Annotated in this window: 11 protein-coding genes; 5 read left to right on the forward strand and 6 right to left on the reverse strand. The window is 70.9% G+C overall.

The window, feature by feature from the left end; genetic code table 11:
* Positions 1–765: 765 nt before the first annotated feature.
* On the reverse strand, positions 766–1,557 hold the full coding sequence (locus Scani_RS13515; protein WP_159474349.1) for a metal-dependent hydrolase: 792 nt from the start codon (positions 1,555–1,557) through the stop codon (positions 766–768).
* 1,473 nt (positions 1,558–3,030) lie between these two features.
* On the opposite strand from Scani_RS13515, the gene Scani_RS13520 reads away from it, so the two are divergent.
* Positions 3,031–5,544 carry a DEAD/DEAH box helicase gene (locus Scani_RS13520; protein WP_159474353.1) on the forward strand — a complete coding sequence of 838 codons (2,514 nt, stop codon included), beginning with the start codon at positions 3,031–3,033 and terminating at the stop codon, positions 5,542–5,544.
* A 52-nt stretch (positions 5,545–5,596) separates the two neighbouring features.
* A complete protein-coding gene (locus tag Scani_RS13525) occupies positions 5,597–6,466 on the forward strand; it encodes an acyl-CoA thioesterase (protein ID WP_159474356.1) in 870 nt (289 codons plus the stop codon).
* Here Scani_RS13525 and Scani_RS13530 read toward each other — a convergent pair.
* Entirely contained in the window at positions 6,397–7,293 is an 897-nt protein-coding gene (locus tag Scani_RS13530; protein ID WP_159474359.1) for a DUF6397 family protein, read from the reverse strand. The two genes, Scani_RS13525 and Scani_RS13530, sit on opposite strands and share 70 nt — an antisense overlap.
* Before the next feature lie 79 nt (positions 7,294–7,372).
* The gene (locus tag Scani_RS13535; RefSeq protein ID WP_159474362.1) at positions 7,373–7,780 is read right to left on the reverse strand and encodes a roadblock/LC7 domain-containing protein; all 408 of its coding nucleotides are present in this window, start codon (positions 7,778–7,780) and stop codon (positions 7,373–7,375) included.
* A 165-nt stretch (positions 7,781–7,945) separates the two neighbouring features.
* Between Scani_RS13535 and Scani_RS13540 the strand changes: the two genes are divergently transcribed.
* The gene (locus Scani_RS13540; RefSeq protein ID WP_159474365.1) at positions 7,946–8,374 is read left to right on the forward strand and encodes a PPOX class F420-dependent oxidoreductase; all 429 of its coding nucleotides are present in this window, start codon (positions 7,946–7,948) and stop codon (positions 8,372–8,374) included.
* Positions 8,375–8,425: 51 nt separating this feature from the next.
* On the opposite strand, the gene Scani_RS13545 is transcribed toward Scani_RS13540, so the two are convergent.
* A complete protein-coding gene (locus tag Scani_RS13545) occupies positions 8,426–9,040 on the reverse strand; it encodes a GTP-binding protein (protein WP_159474368.1) in 615 nt (204 codons plus the stop codon).
* Positions 9,041–9,423: 383 nt separating this feature from the next.
* Here Scani_RS13545 and Scani_RS13550 point away from each other — a divergent pair, with 383 nt between their 5' ends.
* Positions 9,424–10,905, forward strand: a complete 1,482-nt coding sequence (locus Scani_RS13550) for a purine-cytosine permease family protein (protein WP_159474371.1) — start codon at positions 9,424–9,426, stop codon at positions 10,903–10,905.
* Entirely contained in the window at positions 10,902–11,525 is a 624-nt protein-coding gene (locus Scani_RS13555) for a class I SAM-dependent methyltransferase (RefSeq protein WP_159474373.1), read from the forward strand. Before Scani_RS13550 ends, Scani_RS13555 begins: the two co-directional genes overlap by 4 nt.
* Before the next feature lie 122 nt (positions 11,526–11,647).
* On the opposite strand, the gene Scani_RS13560 is transcribed toward Scani_RS13555, so the two are convergent.
* Together Scani_RS13560 and Scani_RS13565 are read right to left on the reverse strand one after the other, a co-directional pair.
* A complete protein-coding gene (locus Scani_RS13560; RefSeq protein ID WP_159474375.1) occupies positions 11,648–12,544 on the reverse strand; it encodes an oxygenase MpaB family protein in 897 nt (298 codons plus the stop codon).
* Positions 12,545–12,761: 217 nt separating this feature from the next.
* A complete protein-coding gene (locus tag Scani_RS13565; protein WP_246295767.1) occupies positions 12,762–13,172 on the reverse strand; it encodes a hypothetical protein in 411 nt (136 codons plus the stop codon).
* Positions 13,173–13,201: the final 29 nt, after the last annotated feature.

The raw sequence follows: 13,201 nt of genomic DNA on the forward strand, positions 1-13,201 counted from the left end.
GGCTCGCGCGCTCCGGGGGGCTCGGTACGGCTGAGCCTGCGCGCTCTGGCGGGGGCGGTACGACTGGGCCCGCGCACTCTGGCAGGCCTGGCGTGACCAAGCCCGCGCTCGGACGGTTCTGGCGCGGCTGAGGCGCGCTCTGGCGGCCGGCGGGGCTGAGCTGGGGGCGGGGCGAGGGGGGCGGGTTGGCTGCGGGGGTTTGGGGGAACCTGCGCGTGGGACCTGGGGAACTTCAGACGTAACGTCTGGGGTCCGGCCTTCCCACGCGGGGCCCGGGGTTCTGCCTGCGCACGCGGGGCGTGGGCTCCGTGCAGGCGAGGGCCCGGGGGGCCTGCTGCACAGTCAGGCCCGGGTTGGGCCTGCACGCTCGGGCATGGACGTCCTGCACCCACGCGGGCCTGCGCCCTGCTCGCGCAACGGTCCTGGGGCCCTGCTCTGGCGGGGCATGGACGACATGCGCACACAGCGTCCTGGGCCTTGCGCAGGCACGACCGGTCTGGGGCAGTCCCTGCTCATGCGGAGCCTGAGGCCTGTTCAAAGGCAGCGGCCCCCAGACGTGGCGGGCGCAGGAGCGCCAACCGGCCGGGGGCGGGACGCCGTACCGTCGTCGCGGGGCGGCCCCCGCCGGGCAGGTCAGGCCACTGCCCGGGGGGAAGCGTGACGTCACGGGACTGGCCGGGGCGCCCGACGCCAGACACAGAGCTCCCAGCGTCAGCCCCCGGCATCAACCGCCGCCACCAGCTCCCGGCGACCGGTCCTCGCGCGTCAGATGTAACCGAGCGCGCCCAGACCGCCAAGGCCACCCAGCACCATGAACACCGGCATCAGCACCTTCAACTCCACCCAGCTGCCGGCCTTGAAGCGCATGCCCTTGGGCGGGCCGACCGGGTACCAGCGCTTGCGGCCTATCGGGATGGGCCACAGGACAGGGCAGCCCGACACGGTCAGGGCATCGCCGATGTCGTGGACGAGCGCTCCGAGAACGACCGGCAGCCCCAGCCAGAGGTACTGCTGTCCCGGTTCGGTGAACAGCCAGCTCGCGCCGTTGCCCGGCTGGTCGAGAATGCCGGCCAGGATCCAGGCCGAGGCAGCGCCCAGCAGCCACACCAGCACATCGCTGGAGACCCGCGCCGCCCGCCACAGCAACCCTTCGATGGCGAGCACCATATGGACGAAGAGGATGCCGAGCACCGCCCAGCGGCCGCCCTGCATCGCCAGCAGCGACATCCCGGCACCGACCAGCACGGCCCACACCCAGGTGTGGGTGAGCGTGCGGTGGCCTCCGTTGCGGTTCGAGTCGCCACGCATCTTGGTCGCCTTGTAGACCGCGTGCGAGATCGCGTCGACCAGTTCACAGAGCCACCGCGAAAGCGGACCGAAGGCCCGTGAGATGGTCGCGGACTTGTGGTCGAGGTCCGGGGCGAGTGCCGCACCGGCACAGATCAGAGCTCCGCAGACGAGCACCGGCCAGGGCATCGGATGTCCGGCGGCAGCGGCCGCCGCGCCCACCCCCAGCCAGGCCGCGGCCCCGGACAGCGAGTGCGCCGGTCCCATCATGGTTGTTCCCACCCCTTGTTCTCTTGCGCTCGTTGACCCGCGCGGACGGTGTGCCTCTCGCACTGCTGAGCCGCGCCACTGACGCCCGGTCGGCGACTCAGCGTAGCGTCAGATGATCTCCATACGAGGACGGGGTGAGCCAACCACCTGTACGGGAGCACCCTTCCGACCTCAGCAGGCCCGGCCCCCAGACGGCCACCGGCCAACGGGGACAACTACTCACCACATCCCCCTTCCTGGCCTTCGCCACAGCCGACACCATCGAAGACCGACCTCCCCGATGCACCAACTACGCCTCCGAACAACCCCGTTGGTTACGGCCAGCGGCCCCCTGCCCCACCCACCACCTACGGGAGACGCAGAGCCCACGCCCCATGGGAGCCGTCTGGGCCCACCACCTACGGAAGCCGTCCAACTACGGGAGCCGTCCGCTGGAGGGTCGGCTAGCTGAGACCCCTCGTCCCGAGTCCGTCGATCGCCATCTGAAGGGGCCGAGCGTCCGCCTCGGCTTGCCGACCTGTCCACCTCGCCCCTGCAGAGCAGCCGGCCTCGCGTCTGGTTCCGTGAGCCCCGTGTCCGCTCCCGCCCCTCGACCGGAATTCTCGAACCGTTCCCGTCTCTACGCCAGGCCCGCGAGCGAGCGCCTTGCTCCCGATCCCGACTCTTCGGCGGATCTCCCGTCCGCGCTCCCCGACCCGGCTTCACGATCTTGTTCCTCTATCCGGCTTCCCGATCCGGCCGGAAACCTGGCTCCCCTCCCCTCCCCTCCCCTCCCCTCCCCTCGCCCGCCCCCACCTCCGCCGCCTCCGCCTCCGCCGCCTCCGCCGCCTTCCCCGCCTTCCTGTCTCCCCTGACTGGCCAGCAGGCCAGCAGCCCTCACCCCCTCACCTGGCTCGCCCCTTCGCCCGGCTTACCCCCTCGCACGGCATGCTCCCGCGCCTGAGTCGCCCCCTCGCCTACTCGTCCTCTCACCCAGCTCGCCCGTCGTCCGGCTCCCCCACCCGGCTCGCCCGTCACCCGGCTCAACCCCTCACCCGATTCACCATCGCCCGGCCTGCGCCCTCACCCGACTCGCCCCCTCGCCTGCCTTGCCCCTCGCCCTAGCTGCCCCCCTCGCCCGCGCTGCTCGCCCGGACCTCCTCGCCGGTCGCACACCTTGTGGACGCTGGGTGATCTCTGCCACGTACCAGCTGTGCGGTGGCGCGGAGGGTGACTGTCGACGGCAACAACGCGCCCTCGGCGTCACACGGAGGGTGAGGGTGATGGGCGGGCTCTCCGCCAGCCTGCGCCGGGGAGGGGCCTGTATCCGCAGGTCAGGGGTGCCGGGAGGGCGTAGTGAGCCGTGGTTGGGGCGCGGGCGGTGGGGGCCGGGGGCCTTCCGGGCGGGTCGCTTGGGGCGTTGTCGATCTTGAGTCGATCGCCGTCTGGGTCGCCGGTTCCCTGATCCGGGCCGAAGACAGGCAGTATGGGGGCGTGACCCTCATCGATCATCTCCCGAACGACGCCGACCCCGATGCCCTCTTCGAAGCCTTTTCGGGCTGGGCCGAGCAGCAGGGCATTGCGCTCTACCCTGCCCAGGAGGAGGCGCTGATCGAGGTGGTCTCCGGGGCGAACGTCATCCTGTCCACCCCGACCGGCTCGGGTAAGAGCCTGGTGGCGGCCGGTGCGCACTTCACCGCGCTCGCCAATGATCAGGTCACCTTCTACACCGCTCCCATCAAGGCGCTGGTCTCGGAGAAGTTCTTCGATCTGTGCAAGCTGTTCGGCACGGAGAACGTCGGCATGCTCACCGGTGACGCATCGGTCAACGCCGATGCGCCGGTCATCTGCTGCACCGCCGAGGTCCTCGCCTCGATAGCGCTGCGGGACGGCAAGGACGCCGACATCGGCCAGGTCGTGATGGACGAGTTCCATTTCTATGCCGAGCCGGACCGTGGCTGGGCCTGGCAGATTCCGCTGCTGGAACTTCCGCAGGCGCAGTTCATCCTGATGTCGGCGACGCTCGGCGACATGTCGCGCTTCGAGGAGGATCTGACCCGGCGCACGGGGAAGCCGACGTCGGTGGTGCGCTCGGCGACGCGGCCGGTGCCGCTGTCGTACGAGTACCGCACGACGGCGATGACGGAGACGCTCACCGAGCTGCTGGAGACCCGCCAGTCTCCCGTGTACATCGTGCACTTCACGCAGGCCGCCGCCGTGGAGCGGGCGCAGGCGCTGATGAGCATCAATATGTGTACACGTGCCGAGAAGGACCAGATCGCCGAGCTCATCGGGAACTTCCGGTTCACCACCAAGTTCGGCCGCAACCTGTCGCGGTATGTCCGCCATGGCATCGGTGTGCACCACGCCGGCATGCTGCCGAAGTACCGCAGGCTCGTCGAGAAGCTGGCGCAGGCGGGTCTGCTGAAGGTCATCTGCGGTACGGACACCCTCGGTGTGGGTGTCAACGTCCCCATCCGCACGGTGCTGTTCACCGCGCTGACGAAGTACGACGGGACGCGGGTGCGGACGCTTCGGGCGCGGGAGTTCCATCAGATCGCGGGCCGCGCCGGCCGGGCCGGGTTCGACACTGCGGGCTTTGTGGTCGCGCAGGCGCCCGAGCATGTGGTGGAGAACGAGAAGGCGCTGGCCAAGGCGGGCGACGATCCCAAGAAGCGCCGGAAGGTGGTGCGCAAGAAGGCGCCGGAGGGCTTCGTCAACTGGGGTGAGAACACCTTCGAGAAGCTGATCGCTTCCGATCCGGAGGCTCTGAACTCCCGCTTCCGGGTGACCCACGCGATGCTGCTGTCCGTGATCGCGCGGCCGGGCAACGCGTTCGACGCGATGCGCAAGCTGCTCGAGGACAACCATGAGCCGCGCAGGAATCAGCTCAGGCACATCCGGCGGGCCATCGCGATCTACCGCTCGCTGCTGGACGGCGGGATCGTGGAGCGGCTGTCGGCGCCGGATGCGGAGGGCCGGATCGTCCGGCTGACCGTGGATCTTCAGCAGGACTTCGCGCTGAACCAGCCGCTGTCGACGTTCGCCCTTGCCGCGTTCGACCTGCTCGACCCGGAGTCGCCGTCCTACGCTCTGGACATGGTCTCGGTCGTGGAGTCCACGCTGGACGATCCCCGGCAGATCCTTGCGGCGCAGCAGAACAAGGCCCGGGGCGAGGCGGTCGCCCAGATGAAGGCCGACGGCGTCGAGTACGAGGACCGCATGGAACGGCTCATGGACGTCGAGTACCCCAAGCCGCTGGAGGAGCTGCTCTTCCACGCCTACGGCCTGTACCGCAAGAGCCACCCGTGGGTCGGCGACCACCCGCTGTCGCCGAAGTCGGTCATCCGCGATATGTACGAACGCGCCATGACCTTCACGGAGTTCACGTCCTTCTACGAGCTGGCGCGTACGGAGGGGATCGTCCTGCGCTACCTGGCGAGTGCGTACAAGGCGCTGGACCACACCGTGCCGGATGATCTGAAGTCCGAGGACTTCGAGGACATCATCGCCTGGCTGGGCGAGATGGTGCGGCAGGTCGACTCCAGTCTGCTGGACGAGTGGGAACAGCTCGCCAATCCCGAGGTGGAGACGGCGGAGCAGGCCGCGGAGCGGGCCGATCAGGTCCGGCCGGTCACGTCCAATGCGCGGGCGTTCCGGGTGCTGGTGCGCAATGCGATGTTCCGGCGGGTGGAGCTGGCGGCGCTGGACAAGGTCGAGGAGCTCGGCGAGATGGATGCCGATTCCGGCTGGGACGCGGATGCCTGGGGCGAGGCGATGGACGCCTACTGGGACGAATACGACGAGCTGGGCACCGGTCCGGACGCGCGCGGCCCGAAGCTGCTGCAGATTCAGGAGGATGCCGAGCACGGACTGTGGAAGGTGCGGCAGACTTTCGCCGACCCGAACAGTGATCACGACTGGGGCATCTCCGCGGAGGTGGACCTGGCCGCCTCCGACGAGGAGGGGCGCGCGGTGGTGCGGGTCACGGATGTGGGTCAGTTGTGAGGCGACGGCTTCGACCGAGGCCGCCGAAGGATCTGACGGAGGGCCACCGGTCATGACCAATCCCGCCGAAAAGCTGGTCGATCTGCTGGATCTGGAGCAGATCGAGGTGAACATCTTCCGAGGTCGCAGCCCGCAGGAATCGCTGCAGCGGGTCTTCGGCGGGCAGGTCGCGGGCCAGGCGTTGGTGGCTGCCGGGCGGACCACGGAAGGTGACCGCCCGGTCCACTCGCTCCATGCGTACTTTCTGCGGCCGGGCCGGCCCGGGGTGCCGATCGTGTACCAGGTCGAGCGGGTCCGCGACGGGCGGTCCTTCACCACTCGCCGGGTCGTCGCCGTCCAGCAGGGACGCACGATCTTCAATCTGACCGCCTCCTTTCACAAGCCGGAACCCGGCTTCGATCATCAGTTGCCGCTGCGTCGGGTGGTGCCCGATCCGGAGGAGCTGCCGACGGTTGCGGAAGAGGTCCGCGAGGCCCTGCACGATCTGCCCGAGTCGCTGGAGCGGATGGCGCGCAGGATGCCGTTCGAGATCCGCTATGCCGACCGGTTGCGCTGGACGCCGGACGAGATCGCGGGCGCGGAGCCCCGCAGTGCGGTGTGGATGCGTGCGGTCGGGCCGCTGGGCGACGATCCGCTCGTGCACACCTGCGCGCTGACCTACGCCAGCGATATGACGCTGCTGGACGCCGTCCGCATCCCGGTCGAGCCGCTCTGGGGGCCGCGCGGGTTCGACATGGCCTCGCTCGACCATGCGATGTGGTTCCACCGGCCGTTCCGAGCGGACGAGTGGTTCCTCTACGACCAGGAGTCGCCGATCGCCACCGGAGGCCGGGGCCTGGCCCGCGGGCGGATCTACGACCGGGAGGGCAGACTGCTGGTCTCGGTCGTCCAGGAGGGGCTGTTCAGAAAGCTCGGCGACTGACCCGGGCGGGCGGTGGAGGGCACGGCGGCCGGTGTCCGCAGCCGCCCCGGGTCCTCCCTGCGGGCCCTTTCCAGGCACCGGGAGAGATGGACGCGGTACCAGAGCACTTCGTCGAAGTCCTCGGCCGTCAGCACGCGTTCGAAGGACTCCCTGGCGGCCGGGGTCACCGTGATCACGGAGGCCAGGGTGGGCCGGAGGCGGCGCAGCAGGGACCGCTCCAGCGGGTCCTCGGCCACCGAGGCGAGTTCCTCCGGCGGCAGCACGGCGGCGATCACCGCTGCCGCTTCCCAGGGATCGTCGGTCTGGCCCATGAGCTGGGCGACCCGCCTGCTGCGCCACTGGCGCGCCCGCCAGTCCTGTCCGCTGTCGAGCATCACCCGCATCGCCGCGGGGGTGTTGCCCCGCATCAGGTCGGGTTCCCGGTCGGCGAAGTCGGCGACCTCGGCCGCGAGGTAGAGCCAGACCACCGCGCCGAAGCGGTTCACATAGAACCGGACGGGGCCGAAGCAGCCGGCCCGGGTCAGACGCACCGCCCGGCCGGGCCCGATGCCCATGAGCGCCGCGGCCTCGGTCGTGCTGACCGCCCGGATCCGTTCGCGGAGGCTGTCCGGGAAGCCCGGCTCGGCCTGCAGCCGGGCGATCTCCTCCGCCGGTACCCGGCGTCGGCCGAGCGATCCGGCGCCTCCCGGCCGGTCGTCGGCCCCGGCCACGACCGTCCGCACTTCTCCGAGCTGGGTGGCGAGTTCGAACTCGCCGGTCCTGAGCTCCAGTTCACGGGCCGCCCGCCCCGTCGTGAGCGTCTGCTGTCCGTCGCACACCACTGTCATGTCGCTTCCCCCGCAACTCGGTTCCTCACTGACAGTGACGACCATAGCCGCAGGCGGTGACAGCGAGTCAAACGCCGCCTCAGACCTGTGGATAACTTTCCGGCTGGCGGACCGCGACGCCCAGATGCTCCCCGACGCGGTTGACCAACAGCGTCATTTCGTAGGCGACCTGGCCCATGTCGGCGTCGGCACGCGCCAGCACGCACAGACAGCTGCCGTCGCCCGCCGCCGTCACGAACAACACCCCGTCGTCGAACTCGACCATGGTCTGGCGCACCCGGCCGATTCCGAAGTGGAGCCCCGATCCCTTCGCGAGGCTGTGCAGTCCCGAGGCGACCGCCGCGAGATGCTCGGCGTCCTCCCGCTGCAGTCCCTCGCTCGCCCCGGTGACCAGCCCGTCGTTGGAGAGCACCAACGCGTGCCGCACCTTCTGCACCCGCTTGGTCAGATCGTCCAGCAGCCAGTCGAGTCCGCTGCTCAATGCCATTGCTGCTTCCTCCCCGTGTCCCCGTCCGCACTGTGGGCCGGACGTCAGCCCGCGGTCCGCGAACTGCCGTGCCAGCCTGTCCCACCTCCGCCGTCTCGGCAAGCGGCCCCACAGCCCGGCGTGCCATGCGGTGCGCGTGCGTACCGCATGGATGAGGATGTCGGCATGGCACACAAGATGACGAAGGATGAGTGGCAGAGGTTCCTTTCCGAGGGCACGCGCACCGGCAAGCTGGCGACCGTACGGGCCGACGGCAGCCCGCACCTCGCCCCGGTGTGGTTCCTCATGGACGGTGATGAGCTGGTGTTCAACACCGGCGCGGACACGGTCAAGGGCCGCAATCTCGCCCGCGACGGCAGGGTGGCCCTGTGCGTCGACGACGAACGGCCGCCGTTCGCTTTCGTTTCCGTGCAGGGCACGGCGGAGATCAGCGACGATCTGCCGGACGTGCGTGACTGGGCGACCCGGATCGCGGCGCGCTACATGGGCGAGGACCGTGCCGAGGAGTACGGCGCCCGCAACGGCGTTCCGGGCGAGGTGGTGGTCCGGGTCAGGATCGACAAGGTCGTCGCCCTCGGGGGTGTCGCGAGCTGAGGGGTGCGTGGCGCGCGCCGTCCGGCGTCCGCGCCACGTCCGCCCGCCGGTTCACCCCACCGAGTCCAGCATCCGGGTGGAGTGCCGCCGCCCCGCGTGCTCGACGAGCCGGACCAGCACTTCCTTGCCGGAGTCGCGGTCCCTCGCGTCACAGAGCACGACCGGGGTAGCACGGTCCAGGTCCAGCGCGCGGGCCACCTCGTCGGCCCCGTAGGACCGCGCCTCGGCAAAGCAGTTGACGGCGACCAGGAACGGGATCGCGCGGCGCTCGAAGTAGTCGACGGCCGGAAAGCAGTCCTGCAGCCGCCGGGTATCGGCCAGCACCACGGCACCCAGCGCGCCTTCCGACAGGTCGTCCCACAGGAACCAGAAGCGGTCCTGTCCGGGGGTGCCGAAGAGGTAGAGGGACAGGCCCTGCCTGATGGTGATGCGGCCGAAGTCCATCGCCACCGTGGTGGTGCCCTTGTCGTCCACTCCCCCGGTGTCGTCCACCGTCTCGCCCACCTCGCTGAGGCGCTCCTCCGTGCGCAGCGGGTGGATCTCGCTGACCGAGCCCACCAGGGTCGTCTTGCCCACGCCGAAGCCGCCCGCGACTAAGACCTTCAGGGCCAGCTCGGCGTCGGGGTCCGGGGCTGCGTCCGCCGGGGCCCCTTGTGCGGCGTTCATCTGCCGTTTCCTCCAGGATGCAGGTCCTGCGCGTCACGGGGTATACGGATCCACGGCTCGACGAGGGGAGCCTTCGGCGGCGGAGGGCCGTCCGAAATCCATGGCGGGACCGTACCCCCCGCTGATCGGGATTTCCCCGGATTCGCCAAAGCCGCCACGTCTTCGGATCAAGAAGTCCATCTACCGCCATGTTCGTGGTAGTTGGGCCGCGGGGAGGCTCCCTCGCTCGGGCGCGGGGAGGGGGCAGGGCGGGCCCGTCGGCCATGCCTGCCCCGTCGTGGACGTCGGCCATGTCTGCCCCCGTCATGCACGTCTGCCACGTCGCGCAGGATCGGGGTGCGGTTACCCGGCGTCCGGCCCGGCGGGTGCGGGATCATGGGCGCATGACGCAGCAGCAGGCACGGGAGCGGGCCGGCCCACCGGCGGCGGCTCCTTCGACGCGGGCCGTCGAGCGCCACGGCATCGATCCGGTGCCGGACTCCGAGCGGCACGGCAGCCCCAGGTCCCTGTTCTGGCCGTGGGCCGCCTCCGGGCTGTCCTTGCTGTCCGTCGCGTACGGCGTCTATCTCATGGGCCTCGGGCTCGATCCCTGGCAGACGATCGTCACCGGGGCGCTCGGCTACGTGCTGTCCTTCCTCCTGGTCGGCCTGGTCTCGGTCGCCGGGACGCGCACCGGCGCGCCCACCATGGCCATCGGGCGTGCCTGCTTCGGGACACAGGGCAACAAGCTGCCCGCCCTGTTCAGTTACGTCTCCAATGTCGGCTGGGAGACCGTACTGGTCGCACTCTCCTCGCTCGGCGGCTCCGCGATCCTGACGCGCCTCGCGCCCGCCGCGTTCGCCCGCGCCGACGGCCGGACTCCGACGACGACGGCGCAGGCGCTCTGCTTCGCGGCGACCGCTGTGACGGTCGTGGTCGTCGGGGTCTTCGGGCACGCACTGATCATGAGGGTGCAGAGGTTTCTGACCGCGGCGATCACCGTACTGACCGTGGTGTACATGGCGCTGATGGCCGACCGCATCGACCCGACCGCCCTCGGCAAGGGCCCCGCCGCCGGCCTCGGCACCTGCGTCGGCGGCGTGGTGTTCGCGATGACGCTGCTGGGCCTGGGATGGGTCAACTGCGGCGCCGACTACAGCCGTTACCTGCTGCGGACGAGCAGCGGCCGGGCGATCACCGGGTGGACCACACTGGGCGGGGTGCTGCCGCCGCTGGCGCTGCTGGTCTTCGGCGTCCTGCTGAACGCCGGTGATCCCGAGCTCGCGGCGGCCGCGGCCGCCGATCCCGTGGGTGCCCTCGCGGGCGCGCTGCCGACCTGGTTCCTGGTGCCGTATCTGCTCACCGCGGTCGGGGGCTTCGTCTCCGGGGCGATCATGGACATCTACAGCTCGGGCATGGCGATGCTGGCCCTGGGCATCCCCGTCCGCCGGCACCTCGCCGTCGTCGTGGACGGTGTGCTGATGGCCTTCGGCGGCTGGTACGTGCTGTTCGTCTCCCCCAGTTTCTTCGCCACGTTCCAGGCGTTCCTGTCCGTCATCGGGGTGGCGATGGCCGCCTGGACGGCGGTCTTCCTGGTGGAGCGGTGGCGGCGTCGGCACACCGGCTCCGTGCCGACGCCCGTACGGGCCCTCGGCGGCCCCGCGGTGTTCTCCCTCACCGTCGCCACCGTCGTCGGGCTCGGGCTGATCACGTCCGGCGACCCCCATATCGCCAAGGCCGTGGGCTTCCTGCTCACCGACAGCGCCGCACGGGGCACGCTGGGGGCCATGAACCCGGGCGTCGTGGTGGCCCTCGCCGTCGCGGGCGCCCTGTACGCCTGTACCGCCCCTCTCGCCGACCGCTTCGCCCCCGGAGGAGCCCGATGACCGACCACCACCGCGACCACCACGCCGACCGCCCGCACGAGGTCCGTGCGTTCTTCGCGCCACGCGCCGCCGACTGGGACACGAAGTTCCCGGACGACGGGCCCGCCTATGCGGCGGGCGTCGCCGAACTGGGCCTCCAGGAGGGCGACCGGGTGCTGGACGCCGGGTGCGGCACGGGGCGCGCGCTGCCGGCGCTTCGGGAGGCCGTGGGGCCGCACGGGACGGTGCTGGGCGCCGATCTCACGCCCGAGATGCTGCGGGCCGCCGTACGGGCCGGGCGCGACCGCTGCGCGGCGCTGCTGCTCGCCGACGTGACCCGGCTGCCGCTGCCCGACGCCGCGCTGGACGCGGTGTTCGCCGCCGGGCTCCTCTCCCACCTGCCCGACTCGGCGGGCGGCCTCACCGAACTCGCCAGGACCGTACGCCCCGGTGGCCGGCTGGCCCTCTTCCACCCCATCGGACGGGCCGCCCTCGCCGCACGCAAGGGCCGCCCCGTCACCCCCGACGACCTGCGGGCGGAGCCGAACCTGCGGCCCCTGCTGGCGAAGTGCGGATGGGAGCTGGTCCGGTACGAGGACTGCGACGCCCGGTATATGGCGTTGGCGGTGCGGAGGGGGTAACGGGCCGTTGGGGTCCGGCTCGCGGTGCTCTGCCCGTATGCGCTTTGCCGGGCACCTCCCCGGTCCGCCTCGCAGGGTCCGGCCGGTGTCCGCTTTTCAGGGCTCCGCCCGGTGCCCGGCTCTCAGGGGGCCGGTGGGCCCTCCGTATGCGGTACCGGACAGGTGCCGGTGCGGCGGGAGGTGGGGAAGGTACCGAGGTCGGCCACTCGGAAGCCGTTCGGATAGCCCTTGATCTCGGGGTTCTGGCGGGCGTAGTGCGGAGTGCGGCGGGGCGGCAGCAGTCGCACGGCCTTGGCGCGCAGTTTCAGGGCGGTGCGTACCGTCTTCCGGACCACCGGTCTGGGGTGCTCGTAACGGAACGCCGCCAGCAGCGAGTCGTCCAGGAGGGCCATGCTCGCTCCGCGCACCACCGGAGCGAGCGGGCCGTACCACCCCGCCATCAGGTCCAGCGTGGCGTCCGACACCCTCCGGGCGCCCTCGTCCCAGCCGAAGTGGGCCTCCTCGTAGGCGTCGAGGCAGCGCTCGAAGTCCTCGTAGGTCTGCGGGAGTTCGGTGATGCCCATATGGCGGCCGAGGGTGCGGTAGTAGACGGCGACGGCTTGCTGTTCGTGTGCGGTCAGCCGCCGCCAGCCATAGGCGTCGAGCCACCGCTTGGGCATCACCACGAACGTGCACAGGACATAGCGCATGTCCTCGTTGCTGATGTCGTAGCTGCGGTGCATCTGGTTGATACGGCGGATCGCCGTCCGGCCGTCCTCGCCGTCGAAGCCGTGCTCGACGACCGCGTCCAGGAGGAGGGCGGTGTCGTCGTAGCGCTTTTGCGTACGGCCCGTCAGCTCGGCGGTTTCGGCCAGCAGTCGGCCGATGCTCGGCACGGCGTAGGTGCGGTAGAGCGCCAGTTCCAGGGCCCTGGTGAAGTCCCAGGGGAATTCATGGGTCGCGATGATGCGGTAGATCCGCAGGAAGTCGCGCTCCGGGTCGAGCCGCCGGATCTCCCGCAACCAGTCGTAGCGCCGCACCTGGCATCCGTCCCTTCGATCGCCGATGGCCAATTTTAGGGGCGCGAAGGGCGGTTGAGGGGCGTGACGGGCGCCAGATCGGGCCGTGCGGTGGCCGGATTGCGCCGTGTCAGGGTCTTCGGCGAGCGGTGGGACCAGGGCGGGTTCGCGTGGTGGGGCGTGGCTGTCGTGCGCGATGCGGTGTGGGTGGCGTGCCTCCGGGGGCGGGTGCTGCCCCCTAGATGCGGGTGCCGCGCCCCTGGCTCCGGGTGCCGCGTCCTGGGGTGCGGGCGGCGCCGTGGCGGTCGGTGAAGGTCGGATCCGGCACGGCCAGGGCCTTCTTGACGGGCAGGCCGGTGCGGGCGGCGAGCGCCAGTCGGTCCCGGACCTCGCGCGGGGTGCGCGGGCGGTAGCCCGGCCCCGTACCGCAGCAGCCCCCGTGGAAGGTCAGTCCCGCGCGCAGGACGGCCTCCAGGGCGCGCCAGCCGGCGTGGTCACGCCGCTTGGGGACCGCGAGGTCGGCGCCCGCGTTGATCAATTCGGCGCGGCATTGGGGGCAGCGGGCCGGGCCCTGCGAGGCCGGGGTCCTCTTCCACGCGGCCCGGCAGGACAGGCACACGAAGTGCATCCGGCTGCTGTAAAAACACATCCGCGCAGCGTATGGCTGGTGACAAGCCC

It is taken from the genome of Streptomyces caniferus (assembly GCF_009811555.1).
GTDB lineage: Bacteria > Actinomycetota > Actinomycetes > Streptomycetales > Streptomycetaceae > Streptomyces > Streptomyces caniferus.

Coding starts and splice junctions, on each gene's coding strand:
- Scani_RS13515 (WP_159474349.1), bottom strand. CDS start 1,557: ATGATGGGACCGGCGCACTCGCTGTCCGGGGCCGCGGCCTGGCTGGGG.
- Scani_RS13525 (WP_159474356.1), top strand. CDS start 5,597: ATGACCAATCCCGCCGAAAAGCTGGTCGATCTGCTGGATCTGGAGCAG.
- Scani_RS13530 (WP_159474359.1), bottom strand. CDS start 7,293: ATGACAGTGGTGTGCGACGGACAGCAGACGCTCACGACGGGGCGGGCG.
- Scani_RS13535 (WP_159474362.1), bottom strand. CDS start 7,780: ATGGCATTGAGCAGCGGACTCGACTGGCTGCTGGACGATCTGACCAAG.
- Scani_RS13540 (WP_159474365.1), top strand. CDS start 7,946: ATGGCACACAAGATGACGAAGGATGAGTGGCAGAGGTTCCTTTCCGAG.
- Scani_RS13545 (WP_159474368.1), bottom strand. CDS start 9,040: ATGAACGCCGCACAAGGGGCCCCGGCGGACGCAGCCCCGGACCCCGAC.
- Scani_RS13550 (WP_159474371.1), top strand. CDS start 9,424: ATGACGCAGCAGCAGGCACGGGAGCGGGCCGGCCCACCGGCGGCGGCT.
- Scani_RS13555 (WP_159474373.1), top strand. CDS start 10,902: ATGACCGACCACCACCGCGACCACCACGCCGACCGCCCGCACGAGGTC.
- Scani_RS13565 (WP_246295767.1), bottom strand. CDS start 13,172: ATGTGTTTTTACAGCAGCCGGATGCACTTCGTGTGCCTGTCCTGCCGG.